14 protein-coding genes are annotated in these 13,592 nt (G+C 34.8%); all 14 read right to left on the bottom strand.

Annotated elements, in window-relative coordinates:
* Positions 1–23: 23 nt before the first annotated feature.
* Entirely contained in the window at positions 24–269 is a 246-nt protein-coding gene (locus tag PHE88_11005) for a type II toxin-antitoxin system HicA family toxin (GenBank protein MDD5688348.1), read from the bottom strand.
* Positions 266–505, bottom strand: coding sequence for a 2-oxoisovalerate dehydrogenase (locus tag PHE88_11000; protein ID MDD5688347.1), 240 nt, complete (start codon positions 503–505; stop codon positions 266–268). The genes PHE88_11005 and PHE88_11000 overlap by 4 nt, the downstream gene beginning before the upstream one ends.
* 219 nt (positions 506–724) lie before the next feature.
* Complete coding sequence (locus PHE88_10995) at positions 725–1,624, bottom strand: tetratricopeptide repeat protein (GenBank protein MDD5688346.1); 900 nt, start codon at positions 1,622–1,624, stop codon at positions 725–727.
* A complete protein-coding gene (locus PHE88_10990) occupies positions 1,621–2,382 on the bottom strand; it encodes an OmpA family protein (GenBank protein MDD5688345.1) in 762 nt (253 codons plus the stop codon). Before PHE88_10990 ends, PHE88_10995 begins: the two co-directional genes overlap by 4 nt.
* A 122-nt stretch (positions 2,383–2,504) precedes the next feature.
* The gene (locus PHE88_10985; GenBank protein ID MDD5688344.1) at positions 2,505–3,170 is read right to left on the bottom strand and encodes an OmpA family protein; all 666 of its coding nucleotides are present in this window, start codon (positions 3,168–3,170) and stop codon (positions 2,505–2,507) included.
* Between the two features lie 79 nt (positions 3,171–3,249).
* Positions 3,250–4,023, bottom strand: a complete 774-nt coding sequence (locus PHE88_10980; protein ID MDD5688343.1) for a motility protein A — start codon at positions 4,021–4,023, stop codon at positions 3,250–3,252.
* Positions 4,024–4,220: 197 nt separating this feature from the next.
* Positions 4,221–5,666: a FliG C-terminal domain-containing protein gene (locus tag PHE88_10975; protein MDD5688342.1), complete on the bottom strand. Its 1,446-nt coding sequence runs from the start codon at positions 5,664–5,666 to the stop codon at positions 4,221–4,223.
* A gap of 118 nt (positions 5,667–5,784) precedes the next feature.
* The gene (locus tag PHE88_10970) at positions 5,785–7,731 is read right to left on the bottom strand and encodes a hypothetical protein (GenBank protein MDD5688341.1); all 1,947 of its coding nucleotides are present in this window, start codon (positions 7,729–7,731) and stop codon (positions 5,785–5,787) included.
* Between the two features lie 154 nt (positions 7,732–7,885).
* Positions 7,886–8,479, bottom strand: a complete 594-nt coding sequence (locus PHE88_10965; GenBank protein MDD5688340.1) for a hypothetical protein — start codon at positions 8,477–8,479, stop codon at positions 7,886–7,888.
* A 189-nt stretch (positions 8,480–8,668) separates the two neighbouring features.
* Complete coding sequence (queA, locus tag PHE88_10960; protein MDD5688339.1) at positions 8,669–9,676, bottom strand: tRNA preQ1(34) S-adenosylmethionine ribosyltransferase-isomerase QueA; 1,008 nt, start codon at positions 9,674–9,676, stop codon at positions 8,669–8,671.
* Between the two features lie 8 nt (positions 9,677–9,684).
* The gene (locus PHE88_10955; GenBank protein ID MDD5688338.1) at positions 9,685–11,007 is read right to left on the bottom strand and encodes a SpoIID/LytB domain-containing protein; all 1,323 of its coding nucleotides are present in this window, start codon (positions 11,005–11,007) and stop codon (positions 9,685–9,687) included.
* Between the two features lie 14 nt (positions 11,008–11,021).
* Positions 11,022–11,237 carry a DUF2905 domain-containing protein gene (locus PHE88_10950; GenBank protein ID MDD5688337.1) on the bottom strand — a complete coding sequence of 72 codons (216 nt, stop codon included), beginning with the start codon at positions 11,235–11,237 and terminating at the stop codon, positions 11,022–11,024.
* Between the two features lie 6 nt (positions 11,238–11,243).
* Positions 11,244–12,983 (bottom strand): DUF3352 domain-containing protein, encoded by a 1,740-nt coding sequence (locus PHE88_10945; GenBank protein ID MDD5688336.1) that lies wholly within the window; start codon positions 12,981–12,983, stop codon positions 11,244–11,246.
* Entirely contained in the window at positions 12,973–13,482 is a 510-nt protein-coding gene (locus PHE88_10940) for an epoxyqueuosine reductase QueH (protein ID MDD5688335.1), read from the bottom strand. The genes PHE88_10945 and PHE88_10940 overlap by 11 nt, the downstream gene beginning before the upstream one ends.
* Between the last annotated feature and the right edge of the window lie 110 nt (positions 13,483–13,592).

Below are 13,592 nucleotides of genomic sequence, written 5' to 3'. Positions count from 1 at the left end.
ACCACTTACGACTTCCGGACTTCTTATCCGAATAATTCCTTAATTATATTTTGTTTATCTGTTTCTATGTAATTTGCAATACCTTGCAAAATATTATTCAGTGTTCCTAACTTTATAAATTTATGCTTTGGAATAGTAACATGATGTTCGCCTTTTAATTTAGTTGTTAATCTCATATGACTTCCTGTTTGACGGGTAATTTTATAATCGTATTTTTTATTGAGAAGTTTTGCTAACTCGCTTCCGCTTATATCGCGAGGAATCTTCATACAACCATTACCTCATCTTTTACCATATGAATCCTGACTATATGAGGTTTGCTTTTCCCTTCAAAATGACACTCTATGGCATCTTTTATTGCTTCTTTTAATTCTTTTATTGTTTCTGCTTGTGTAAAAATTGAACAATCAAGAGCTTTTGCTTCATACCCACCTTCGTTTGATTCTTCTACAAGAAAAATTATTTCTTTTCTTCCTGCCTTATATGCTGTCCGTGTTTCACGAATTTGGTTTGCTTTTTTTTTCACGAAATCCTCCTGGACTAACTAAAACTACAACACAAGCAGAGCTACCGCTCTGCCGCTACATTTAATTAACTTTAACCTTTTACTATCGCCAACGAGTAAGAAATTTCTGCAGAGCCTGAATTTGCGACTTATTCTTTACAGGAGCAAATTTAAGAGCGACTTCTAAGGAGCGTCTCAAAGAAATTTGCTTACGAGTGTCTACTTCACTCTTTTATAAAATCTGGCTATGTCTTTGTCTTTAGGGTCTAGTTTTAGAGCTTTTTCCCATGCGGATTTGGCTTCAGCTCTTTTTCCGAGAGCATAATATATGGAACCAAGCCGCTTCCATCCCATAACGTTTTCAGATTCAATAGCAAGGACAATTTCGCATTCTATTAATGCATGTTCATATTTACCGTCATAAATATCTTCAAGAATAACAGCAAGTTTTTGTTCAATGACATTTTTACCCCTTTCCATTACTTCCATACGCGCTATTGTTATATATTCCTTTTCCATGAAAAGAAAAACCTTTTCAGCAAATTTATTGTTGGAATCTAACTGCCACGCATAACGACTTGCTAAAACGGGTATCCTTTCGTCTTTTGCACCAGCTACATGCGCAGCTATGCTTTTTCTCATAAGGTCACCGACTTTACTTACTTGTGTAATGGAAGGGGCTAACATTGTTACAACTTTTTCAAGTTTCTCTGATGCTTTTTTGTAGTTTCCGTTTAAGGGGTCAATTTCAAGTAACTCATTGTTTTTTCTGATTGCTGTTGTATAATCGCCTTTTTCTAAATAGGAAGTAAATTCATTGAGGAGAGGTTTGACTTTATCAAACATCTTTGCCCGTGCCATTTCTATTAGTTTTGGAGGATTTTTCTGGTTAACATCAATTCTTATTATCTCTTCCCATATACCAATCGCTTTTTTATAATCCTTATTATAAAAAGCATTCATAGCATCCTGGTAAAGTGTGTTGAGTTCTTGGGAATAAAGGCAGTCCGATGTCCGATGTCCGATGTCCGGGGTCAATAATAATATAAAAAATATAAATACAAACCATTTCCGTTTGACATTGGACATTGGACATTGGACATTTTTTATCTTTTTCATGTTTTCCTGATGATGTTTATTTCTATTCTTCTGTTTTTTGCTTTATTTGCATCCGTGTCATTAGGGGCAACCGCTTTGTATTCTCCGTAACCGAAAGCTGAGAATTTTTCAGGTGACATTTTTTCAACATTAATAAAATAACCTATTACGCTAAACGCTCTTGCAGCAGAAAGCTCAAAATTGGAACGGTATTTAGCTGATGACATCGGAACATTGTCAGTATGCCCTTCAACTACAACAGGATTATCCATTGAACGGATAAGGTGCGCTATTTCTTTTAGAGCAGGCACTGCTTCACTCTTAAGTTCTGCAGAACCGGAATCAAACAAAATCGGGTTAGAAAGCGAAATTTTTATTCGCTGTGCATTAGTTTCTACTTTTGCATATTCAGCAAGTTTTTTTTCTTTAATAAAAGTTTCCATTTGCATAGCAGCATCCGCTTCTTTTTCTTTATTTTCAAAAACAGATTTTCCTTTCGTTGACGCAACATCTTTCTGCAGTGACGCCATCGCTTTTTCATATTGGGTTGAAGTACCCGAATATGCATACCCGAATAACGAAAGGAAAAAAATCATAAGTATTGTCATAAGGTCAGCAAAAGAAACCATCCATAAATGCTGGGACATATCATCATGATGTTCCTGGAAAGAATCATCTTCTGCTTCCTTAGCATCTTCCTTCTTAAATTCTTCAATATATCTTTCTTCTTCAGTTAAAAAATCTTCTTCAAGTTCTAAATCATTAAAATCTTCTGCCATACCTACCCTCGTTTCACTCGGGAACACGAATGTTCACGAATTTTATAAAATCTCACGAATTGGTCACGAATTATTCGTGTGGTATTCGCGATTTTTTGATTATTCGCGTCCATTCGCGTGCCTTATCTTACGACGTTTATTTCTATGCGGCGGTTTTGCATTCTGCCTTCTTCTGTATCGTTTGAAGCGATTGCTTTATATTCACCGTAACCTGCTGCAACAAATCTATCAGGTGGTATTCCTGCTTTAATTAAAAAATCAATTACGCTATACGCTCTTGCAACTGAAAGTTCCCAATTAGACGAATACATTTTTGTACTGATAGGTACGTTATCCGTATGTCCTTCAACTATTACAGAATTTGGTAATAGTCGAAGAGCTTTTGAAACTTCTTTTAATGAAATCATTGCTTCTTCTTTTAATGCTGAACTACCCGGAGAAAATAAAACAGGAGTTTTCAGTGTTATTTTTACGTATTTTTCACTAATTTCTACCTGTGTATATTCCTGAATTCCTTTATCCTTTACAAGATTATCTATTCTTGACGCCGTTTCCTCTTCCTGAAATTTTTTAACGACTTTTTCCGCTTTAGCAAGTGCATAATCCACTTTCTTGCCTTTGAACCTATCTGAAAGAGCAGCAGTCATAGATTTCCTCATTTCTTCAGGTTGTCTTGTAAAACCATAAAGTACAAGAAAAAACAACATAAGATTAGTCATTAAATCTGACAAAACAGCTAACCAGATGGGATTTTCCTGAGTTCGTCTTTCACGATAAGATTCTGCCATAAATAAGTCCAGAGATTAGAGATTAGGAAAAACCAAAACATTTGTTATTCCTAAATCCTAAAACTCAAATCCTAGGTTCTCATTTTTTCCTACTTTCTTTTTCTCTTGTACGGTATGATATAAAGGCTTCTAATTTTTTCTCAACAACAACCGGGACATCGCCTTTTTGAATAGACAATACACCTTTAGTTATAACTTCTTTAAGTATAATTTCATCTTCGCTGTTTGCAGATAATTTACCGGCAATAGGAAGAAACATAAAGTTCGCGGAGAAAATTCCATAAAAAGACGCTGTCATGGCTATTGCCATGGAAGCACCTAAACTTTGCGGGTCAGTCAAGTTACGGAGCACCTGAACAACACCTACCAGTGTACCCAAAAGTCCAAAAATAGGAGCATAAGTACCCATTGAACGGAATACATTCGCTAATTGCTGATGCCGTCTTCTAATAGAACTGATCTCTTTCTCAAGTTTTTCTTTTACTACATCCGCTTCAAGACCGTCTACAACCATCTGTAATGCATCTTTTAAAAATGGCGAGTCAAGTTTAGAAATATCTTCCTGCAGTTTTTCAACACCTTCCCGTTTCGCTTTTTCAGCAAGCCAGGTAAATGTTTTACTCGCAACGATTAACGGCATCCTCTTGCGAGGGAAAAAGACAATAAACAGAGCAGCCGGAATCCGTTTAATTATTTTCCATGGATATGTAATCATCGCCGCTCCAAAAGTTCCACCGAAAATAAGTACTAATGCTTCAACATTCCAAAGCATATGGACCATTTCGCCGCGTACCATTACGAACAAAATAGCGCCAAATCCTGTAATAATTCCCAAAATTGTCATTAAATCCATAATTCACCTCTTTTATCACGCGAGCGAAGCAAGAAATTTTTGAAAAGCCTCAATCGACGAAGTCGTTGCGAGGGACAAAGTCCCGTGGCAATCCCATTGAGATTGCTTCGTCGTTTCACTCCTCGCAATGACACTTTGTGTCAATTGTAGAACGAGTTCTAGCGAGTGTCTCAAAAAAATTTACTTGCAAGCGATTTTTATATCAGTCCTCTTTCTCTCATTCTACGGATAATATTTAAAAGACGTTTTTTCTCTATTGCAAGACGCTGCGGTGCAAGCGGTTTAGTAAGAGCCATTTCCTGTCTTAACCTTGTCGCTGCTCCGGCAGGAAGCATAGTTATTATTTTTTCCTGCGCTTCTTTTGATAAAACTTTTAATATCTGCCCGAACAATGAACCGCCTATCTGTTTAATAACAAGTTGTAACCCTGTGATATCGAGCGTTGAAAGGATATCAAGGCGAATCATTGACTTCTGTATTTTTTCAGCAAGCGGTATGTTTGTTTTTCTAAGTTCAGTTAATATTTCCATTTGCATTGTTTCATCAGCATCATCAATAATTTTCATAATTTTCTCTTCGCCGCCGATGAGATAGTCAATTCTTGATTTTAACTGGGATTCAATTGTCCCAATTTCAGATGAATCAAATTCTTCCATTTTTGAAAGTGCTGAATATATGTCTTTTTTCTTATCCGGTGATATGCTGTTAAGTACATTTGTTGAAAGTTCCGGTGAGAGATAATTTATAACTGCCGCGATATGTTTTGGCGACTCGTTTTTTAGCAAGAAAATAAGTTCTTTTACATTGGATTCGTTAACAAATGAGAATAACGGTTCTTTACCGGATGCAGTCTTTTCGGGTTTTGTTTCAGTTGACTGAGCTAACTCAGGAAGTGCAACACCGCCACCTACGGAAAAACCACCTGACTGCTCGGAAGTCCTTTCTTTAAATGCTGCAACGGAATTTACTGCAGCTGAGGCAAGTTCTTTTGCAAATTTCTGAAACGGTCCGAACAAAAACAGCAAAATCGTCAATGTAAATACCAACCCTGAAAGAACAGCAATAATCCAATAAATATTCGGCGGATAAATAAGTGAAGACCACGTAAACAGATTTTTCTGGAAAGACATCTGCTGGATTATCAGCTTGTCTCCCCTTTCCGATTCAATACCTAAAAGTCCCGTCGCTACTTTATTTACTATCTCTACAACCGCAGGTGAAATGGATTTGTCAAGAATCACCGTTACGGAAAGTTTTTTTATCATTGTCCTTGTATCTTCACCGAGAGCCGACATCATAACTGATTCTACTTTTTTTTCTGCAAGTGTTTCCTTAATCGGTACCCCCGGCAATATCATATCATCTTCTTTTTTGGCTGGTTCAGTTTCTTTCTTTTCGCTCATTAACTCAACATTCACAATCACAATAAGCTTTTCGGTACCTGTGATTTCCGTAAGAACTTTTTTTAACCGGCTTTCAAGGTTAGTTTCAAGTGCAATCTTAGTTTCAATTGATGTCTTTGCCTCTTTTTGGGCATTAACAATAGCAGTAAATTGACAAATTATTAAACCGAGAAACAACAAACACTTTACTATTTGACTACCTGACCATTTGACCATTTGACTACTTAACCATTTAACCATTTTTCCTCCCATTAGAAAATTGTGTAATAATAACAAGTCATGCCGACCAAGGTCGGCAACTACATCAACATCATTGTAGTGGTAGAACCTGACTGCCGTCAGGCAGGCTTGTTCTGTCTTAAAAACTCATAGAAAATCTTAAATTTCCGGATTCCTCTTTATATGATTCTGTGTTGATAAAATTATTAACATAATCGGTATGAGTAAAACCTAATGTGGTAGCAAGATTTTCGCGAAGATTGTAGGTAAATTCAACTGTTCCTGTTAAGTTCGTATTGTCAGTTGACTGAACCGGTTTATCAATAGAAGTACTATACGAACCCCATACAGCAGCAGAAAGTTTTTCTTTAATAATATTTGAAAAATTCATATTTAGCGAATACGAATTGGTTGTTGTAGCTGTAGATGAAATCAGATTTAATGTTTCTGAAATTGTAGCACCCGCTGAAACTGAGATATTGTTACTTAGTCGCGTGGAAAAACCCGCATTCCCCATATCCGATTTTAAATTGCTTGATACTCCTGTTTTATCTGTGAAATTGGAACGCTGGGCACTCACCGAAAGAGTAGTTGATTTTATGGTATGCGAAAGTGAAACTGACGGTGTTTTTGTTTCATTATCTAAAGCCGTTATCGGGTCACCTTTAGCTATGTTAATAGAATATCCTAACGTAAGCGTTGGATATTTGTCTATATTGAATGCAATTGAAGCGCTTCCAATGTTCTGGGTTGAGGTAGTTTTGTTTGGATCTTTGTTTAAATTATCATGATAATTATTCAGATAAACCGATAAAGAACATATATTCGGCTGGGAAAAGTTAGTTGAAATTTCATATGATTCTTTGTCTTTTGTTGATGAAGGGGCACCAAGAGAATTAAAATCAGGCTCAATTTTAGAATAAATCCCGGTAAATGAAAAATTTTTCACGTTAACAACAGAAACTGTCGTTTTAAGTCCTGTGTCTTTAACTGCACCGGATGAAACATCTTCCCAATATTGTGACTCTGCATATTCACCTTTTAAACTAACATTTTCAAAAAATTCAAAATAGCCGTCACCACCAACAACTTTGTTTCTTACAGGAAGCGTAGATTCTGGTGTTTTAATTGAATTTTTAGCATCTTCACTGATAATATATGACCCCCCTATAGCTGCATTCAATATATCCAGTCCCTGAGTTATTTTTCCACCGTATAAATATCTTTCATAAATACCATTTGCTAGTGATGTACCTTCCTGCTTCTTAGCTGACTCAGCACCTATAACAGACACAGAAAATCTTTCCCTGGTTCCGATAAGATTCAATCCTCTTACACCAGCACCATACAAACATAGCGAATTATACGCAGGTTGTATGTCTCCAAAAGCAACCTGAACCGAATTCCCGTAATAATTAAACAAAAAATTATCTAATTCAAATTGCTTATCCTTTGAATAAAGTGCGTAAAGATTCAACGAAACAGGAGACCCAAATGTTTTACCTACCAGGTTAAGATTCAGTGAATTTGTATAATTTGAAGACGCCTCATAAACTTCGTAGGTTTTTTGAGAATATTTTCCTGAAAGAATCATATTCCCGCCTAAAGCAACCTTACTAGGCTGCATTGGCGGTTTTGTTAATTCAACTATTGTAAACGGTAAATATTCGGAAACAATTATTTTTTGTTCTTTCAATGTTAAGGTTATTTTGTAAAAATATTGTCCCGAATAAGAAGTAGGAACGGTGAATGGAATATAGGCGAGAAAAGTTTCACCGGAAGCAATATTGGTTTTCCCTATATATTTATCTGTTTTTCTTATATATGCTTTATTTGAATCGTAAATTTCTGCTTCTAAATAATATTCTCCGGAAAGCCATTTTTCGCTTCCCGCACCCGTATTAAGTACGATAACCTGGAATGTTATCTTTTCACCGGCAGTAGCAGGATCCGGAGATGCAATAGTAAGCTGGATATTACCGGAAGGAGCAGCATAAATAGCGGTAACAAAATAAAGAAATAAGAAATTGACGGAAATTAACAGCCTGATTAGCAGTTTATTTAAGTATTTATTTACTTTTTTCATATCTCTCATCTCGCTCAAATTGGTGGGAATACAAAAAACTGAAAAAGGACACCTTTTCAGCGATTTTATTATATACAAAAAAAGGGATTTGTCAACTCCAAAATGTTTGGAAAGACAATCCCTAATTTTTTAAACTTTACCAGTTAAAAACCTGCTACTTTTTTACATATTCCGGCGGGCAAAAAACACCTTCTTTTACCATAATAAGAGCCGGTTCCGGGTTTCCGGAACCATCACCCTCGTTTATATGCAAAACCTTAACAAGGATACGGTCCAGCCCTGATTCCATAGCTGCCGTGTTTTGAGCAATAAACGAAGCGTCTATAGTTTTTGTTTCTCCCCGTGCAACTTCTAAATCAACAATCTTAGGTTCCATCATTGGTGCACCATTGGAACCATCAGTACGAAGAACATATGACTCTGTCTTAATCCTAACCTTGGCTTTTGCCCGGGGCCCGTTATTTGTAATTTTTACAGTTACACCAACTTGTTCACCAAAAAAGAAAAGCGGGAATTCACCCCAATACTGCGAAGGATAAACCTTATTTTCTGTAAATGCGTATCCGTAATACTTGTAAGTGGTACCACTTGCATTAGTCACGGTAGTTCCGGGATTGTTAGAAAACAGGATATTAACATTCAACATATTTTGTTCACCAACATGTCCGCCATCTTTACTAAACAATACCGGTACAAAAACTAAAGACAAAGAAACAACAAGAATTAAAGAAACCATTTTTTTTATCATGTAACCCTCCCTTAACCTAAAATACCCTGCTTAATATGTATAAAGAATTTTTTGATTTTTGTCAAGTACTTTTTAGTTTTAAATTGTTTATTTGTTGTATAAAATTAAGCAAAGCTTCGCTTTGCAGCTACAAACCAGTTGTATTGTAGCCGCAGAGCGTTAGCTCTGCATAACATTTAAATACAGATACTATAAAATCAACATCGCATCGCCATACGAAGCAAAACGATAGTTTTCTTTTTTTGCTTCTTCATACACCTTGAAAATCAAGTCTTTCCCGGCAAATGCACATACAAGCATAAGAAGCGTGGTTTCAGGAAGGTGAAAATTCGTAATCATAGCATCAACATTTTTAAAACTATATCCCGGATAAATAAAAATATCAGTTGTACCGTTTTTTGCCAAAACCTTGTCACCCTTCGAAACTGTTTCCAAAACCCTAACGGAAGTTGTTCCAACCGCAATTTTTCTTTTAGAAGCATTTATTTTATCTGCATTGACACTGTTTAACTCAAAGTATTCAGTACCCATTTTATGTTCTACAATATTTTTACATCTGACAGGTGAAAAAGTAGCCCAGGAAATATGAAGCAAAACTTCGGATATTTCTATATCCTTATTTTTTAAATCTTTAAAAATTCTTTCTGTGAAATGTAATCCTGCTGTTGGCGCCGCTACTGAACCCGGGATAGATGCGAAGACGGTCTGGTATCTATCAATATCATCTTGTATTAAATCCCTTTTTATATAAGGCGGTAACGGCATCTTGCCTTGCTTTTCAACAACAATTTCGATATCACTTGAAAATTTAACTTTTAGAAAACCATCTGATATGGAAATAATTTCGCAAAAATCATCACCGAAAAACAGACGATCACCAATCTTTAAATTTTTCGATGGCTTAGCTATCACATTAACTATATTATCCTTGCCCTCATTAAGCAACAATATTTCTATTTTGCCGCCTGTTTGTTTTTTCCCGAAAAGACGGGCAGGAATCACTTTTGTATTGTTTATAACTAAAACATCGCCTTTATCGAAATATTCTACAATATCCCTGAAAATTTTATGCTCTATTTTCCCGGTATTTCTGTGAAGGACCAACAGTTTCGATTCGTCTCTTTTCCGGCTCGGGTATTGTGCTATAAATCTTTTTGGCAGGTCATAATAAAAATCTGAGAGATTTTGAGAAGACATATTAATTTTTAATCTAATTTTTTGATTTCAGTGTTACGATAATAATATTTTAATATTTTTTCATAATTCCAACCTTTTTCAGCCATGCCTTTTGCACCCCACTGGCACATACCTACACCATGACCCCAACCATGCCCGGTAAAATAAACAACATTTTTTTTAAGTTTAATTTTAAAATTAGTACTGCGAATAACATTGGAACCCATGGATGTTCTGAACCTGCTGGATGCCAGCCATAGATTTCCTTTGGAATGTTCAATTAGAATTTCTTTCACACGACCTGATGATGTATACCCGACAGCTTTTATTCTTTTTATATCTTTAATCTTGTAACCGTTAGCACGCAAATTATTTGCAATTGCAGCAAAAGAATATTTAGCAGTCCAATTATACCATCTATCATCTTCGCAAAAACCACATTCTACGCCGGTAAGATATTCAGGATTAGGACTTTTGGAATCCTGCCAGACATTTCTAATATCTTCGGTATGCCCCCCGCAACTTGAATGATAAAGGGTATTTATTATCCCACCGTTATAAACAAGAATTTCTCCTGCTGTATCAGCTACCGCATTGTCCGACCTTTCATCTTCAGAATCCGCTCCCCCATAAACCTGACAATGTGTCTGTGAACATAAATCGAAACCACTTTCATAATGCCTATTTAAATTTTTAATAGCAAAAGTTCTTGCAACTACTGCCTGTGCTTTTAATGACTCAATTGCCCAGTCAGGCGATACTTCCTTTGTCATTACTCCGCAAAGATAGTCTTCAATTCCAACCTCATTTATGACAGTAATTCTTTTTTTATTTTTTATTCGCAATATTATGTTTCCCCTGTACCTTTTCCCACCAACCTTAATTTTATATTTTGGATTTTTAGTGTTTAATTTTATCGGGAATTGATACTGTTTTTTTATAAAGATAATTTTTCCGTCAATAATTTTAACAACGTAAGCATTATCTGCTGACATTTCGGTTTCTTTACCGGTTTTGGTATCAGTAATTACAAAATCATCTTCGGCGCCGATTGTGACCTGTGATAAATTTTCAAAAATACCTATTTTTACTATTCTTTGCGATTTTTGAGGTAAGATAGCTTCCGGTATTAATGTCTCTTTCATTCTTTCTGAAACTACCGGCACTTCCGGCTTAACAGTAACTTTAGTTTTCTTTTGCGGAACAGCACACCCGGAAAAAATGAACAAAAAATAAAAAATGATAAACAACTTAGATTGCTTCGTCGCTATACTCCTCGCAATGACTACATCTTTTTTGTCATTGCGAACTAAAGATGAAGCAATCTCATGAATTTTTAAATTCTTAGACATAGATTTATAAAAACTTACTTTTTTGAAATTAACCATAGTATAAATGATAATAAAACACTAAGAACTATAGAGGTAGATAACGGGAAATAAAAGGTAAAGTTTTCTTTCTTTATATAGATATCCCCGGGGAGTTTTCCCAAATATGGGATTTTTATGTTAAAAACAAGTATAATACCGACAAAAACAAAAACCAAACCTGTTATTATTAAAATCTTTCCGAAAAAACTCATCTGGCGTTACCACCTTGTGTATAAACTCCCCGACAAATCACTGCCAAAAACATTCAGAGTAACTTTACCTTTTTTATATACCCAGCCGCCTGAACCATTTAAGACACGACTCACTTTGTTGGATTTAGTTAATAATTCCTGCGGTATCTCATCCAGGTATTCTTCAATAAGAGAATCAAGTTTCCTGGGATATTTTCTTGTTTTTGCATTATAAATATTTATTGCTTCACGAAGGTAAAACAAATTTCTTTGGGTTACCTTCTCCTTTTCAATAATGATTTTTCTATATGCCAGATCACGAAGCTTTGAAAAAATATCCATACACTGTTGGTTAGATAAATCAACCATGGGTATATAATAATAATTTTCCATACCCACGGGTGTCCATACTGTATACCCTCCGCTTGGCTGTATGAAACGTAAATAATCATTTTTAAATAACATCGAAAAAATACTATAAAAATCGATATAAAATATCTCATTACTTTTAGACGGAATTGTTAACTGCTTGAATTTTTCAGTTTCTGATAATAAGTTTTTCTTCTTTGTCATAAAACTTTCTATATCTTCTGAAAAGGAAGGCGGGTAACAGATAATGAAATATTTTTTTATAAAAAAATACTTAAATTGTACAACACCCAAAAAAGGCAGTCTGTAATCGAATGTACCTCCCTCTTTTTCTTTTGATGATGGTTTTACAATTTCCTCAAATTTACCTAAAAATAATTTCTTACTTTTCACTTTACAAAACATCATAATTGCATTTTTATTATTATAAGGGCATAATACATATCCTGACTCTTCACTAAAAACTGTTTTTTCGGTAACAGGAACAGGAATAAAATACGGTATAGGTAAATTACCCGCGACAAAAAGCAAGGCATTTCCGGGGATAAACGACAGTGACTTAATTTTTTGGGGCTTCTTCTTTAATCCGGGATTTTTGTTGAAAATATATGATTTTACCAGTATACCCTTCTTAAATTGAACTGACAATAAAACTGCGTTTGCCATTTCTTCTATCGGCCTATAATTATTTGGTCCAATTCCTCCGGGCTTAATATAAATATAATTTCCCGATATTATTTTTTGCATATTTGTCTTGAACTCGACATCATCTGCAACAGAACTGTTTAAAACATCTGTTGCTAAATCAATTACTTTTCGTATAGTAAATATGTCGTTTGATATAACCAACCTGTCATCTATAAGACACCAATATTTATTCTCACTGAATATGTCTATTTGTATATTTTTATATTCGTCTATTCCAATTTTCTTTGCCACCAAATCTCTTACTTCTTTCAACAAATCAGATTGTTTATCCAAACTTGAAATTAATAATATTTTTCTATCATCAGCATTTTTTAACCACATTGCAACCATGATGTTTTTACTTAAAATCGACAACATATTTTTTTCACTTAAATCAAACCCTATACTATTCTGAATATCCCTGATATCTTTTGAAAATCCAAGCGATTCCGACGGCATTTCTTTCCAAAACCATTTCATAAAACCATTCAATTGTGAATAAATATTTGTATTCTTAAAATCCATCCACACAGAACCTAAATCATCAAACCGCATAAGAATAGAAGGGTCGGGGGGTATCAGTTTTTCATAAGACAAGTCAATTGTTGCGATTATTTTCTTCTCTTTTTTATAAACCGTAATAAAAAATAAATAAAAAATTATCGCAAATCCTATAATTAACAACAAGATTTTTACTTTTTTATTTTTCATATTTACTGAACACGCAACCGCAATATTTTTGCATATAGTAACCGAGTTTCTTAAACTCATTTGTATTTTTATAAAAGTTTTCTCTGCCGTCGTAGTAATAAAACTTTACACCGAATTTATTTTGAAGCTGCTCTCCTGTTTTTTTTAACTCCTCGTGATTTTGGTAAGGACTTGTTAAAAGTGTTGTTGAAAAATACTCAAGCTTTAATTCTTTTGCTTTCCGAGCTGTTTTCGTCATGCGCATCATATAGCATTCGCTGCATCTTTTATCCTTCCGGTCTGCAAAACTTTTAACCTTTGAAAACCATTCCTTCCAATTATACTCAGATACTATAAGCGGAAAGTTCTTAATCGCAACTTCTAACCGCCGTTTATGTTCTGACGGAAAATGGATATTAGGATTATACCAGTGATATTTTATATTAAATTCTTCTGCTAAATATTTTTTAGCAGAAAAACCACAAATCCCGCAGCAAGTATGGAGTAAAACTGTCCGCATAATAAAATAAAACGCAAATTGTCGCGAATCAAACGCAAATTATCGCAAATTCTTTGCGTTCTATTGTTGTAAAAAAGTTTAGAGGTTGTCAGATAATTGCACATTGGCTG

Source organism: Elusimicrobiota bacterium (assembly GCA_028718185.1).
Taxonomy (GTDB): Bacteria; Elusimicrobiota; UBA8919; order UBA8919; family UBA8919; genus JAQUMH01.
The sequence above is the reverse complement of the archived record's forward strand: the minus strand, read 5'-3'. Positions and strand labels throughout refer to the sequence as shown.

What these genes read in the sequence shown, in the direction of transcription:
- PHE88_11005 (MDD5688348.1), bottom strand. Translation starts at nt 269, where the DNA reads ATGAAGATTCCTCGCGATATAAGCGGAAGCGAGTTAGCAAAACTTCTC.
- PHE88_10995 (MDD5688346.1), bottom strand. Translation starts at nt 1,624, where the DNA reads ATGAAAAAGATAAAAAATGTCCAATGTCCAATGTCCAATGTCAAACGG.
- PHE88_10990 (MDD5688345.1), bottom strand. Translation starts at nt 2,382, where the DNA reads ATGGCAGAAGATTTTAATGATTTAGAACTTGAAGAAGATTTTTTAACT.
- PHE88_10985 (MDD5688344.1), bottom strand. Translation starts at nt 3,170, where the DNA reads ATGGCAGAATCTTATCGTGAAAGACGAACTCAGGAAAATCCCATCTGG.
- PHE88_10980 (MDD5688343.1), bottom strand. Translation starts at nt 4,023, where the DNA reads ATGGATTTAATGACAATTTTGGGAATTATTACAGGATTTGGCGCTATT.
- PHE88_10975 (MDD5688342.1), bottom strand. Translation starts at nt 5,666, where the DNA reads ATGGTTAAATGGTTAAGTAGTCAAATGGTCAAATGGTCAGGTAGTCAA.
- PHE88_10970 (MDD5688341.1), bottom strand. Translation starts at nt 7,731, where the DNA reads ATGAAAAAAGTAAATAAATACTTAAATAAACTGCTAATCAGGCTGTTA.
- PHE88_10965 (MDD5688340.1), bottom strand. Translation starts at nt 8,479, where the DNA reads ATGATAAAAAAAATGGTTTCTTTAATTCTTGTTGTTTCTTTGTCTTTA.
- queA (MDD5688339.1), bottom strand. Translation starts at nt 9,676, where the DNA reads ATGTCTTCTCAAAATCTCTCAGATTTTTATTATGACCTGCCAAAAAGA.
- PHE88_10955 (MDD5688338.1), bottom strand. Translation starts at nt 11,007, where the DNA reads ATGTCTAAGAATTTAAAAATTCATGAGATTGCTTCATCTTTAGTTCGC.
- PHE88_10950 (MDD5688337.1), bottom strand. Translation starts at nt 11,237, where the DNA reads ATGAGTTTTTTCGGAAAGATTTTAATAATAACAGGTTTGGTTTTTGTT.
- PHE88_10945 (MDD5688336.1), bottom strand. Translation starts at nt 12,983, where the DNA reads ATGAAAAATAAAAAAGTAAAAATCTTGTTGTTAATTATAGGATTTGCG.
- PHE88_10940 (MDD5688335.1), bottom strand. Translation starts at nt 13,482, where the DNA reads ATGCGGACAGTTTTACTCCATACTTGCTGCGGGATTTGTGGTTTTTCT.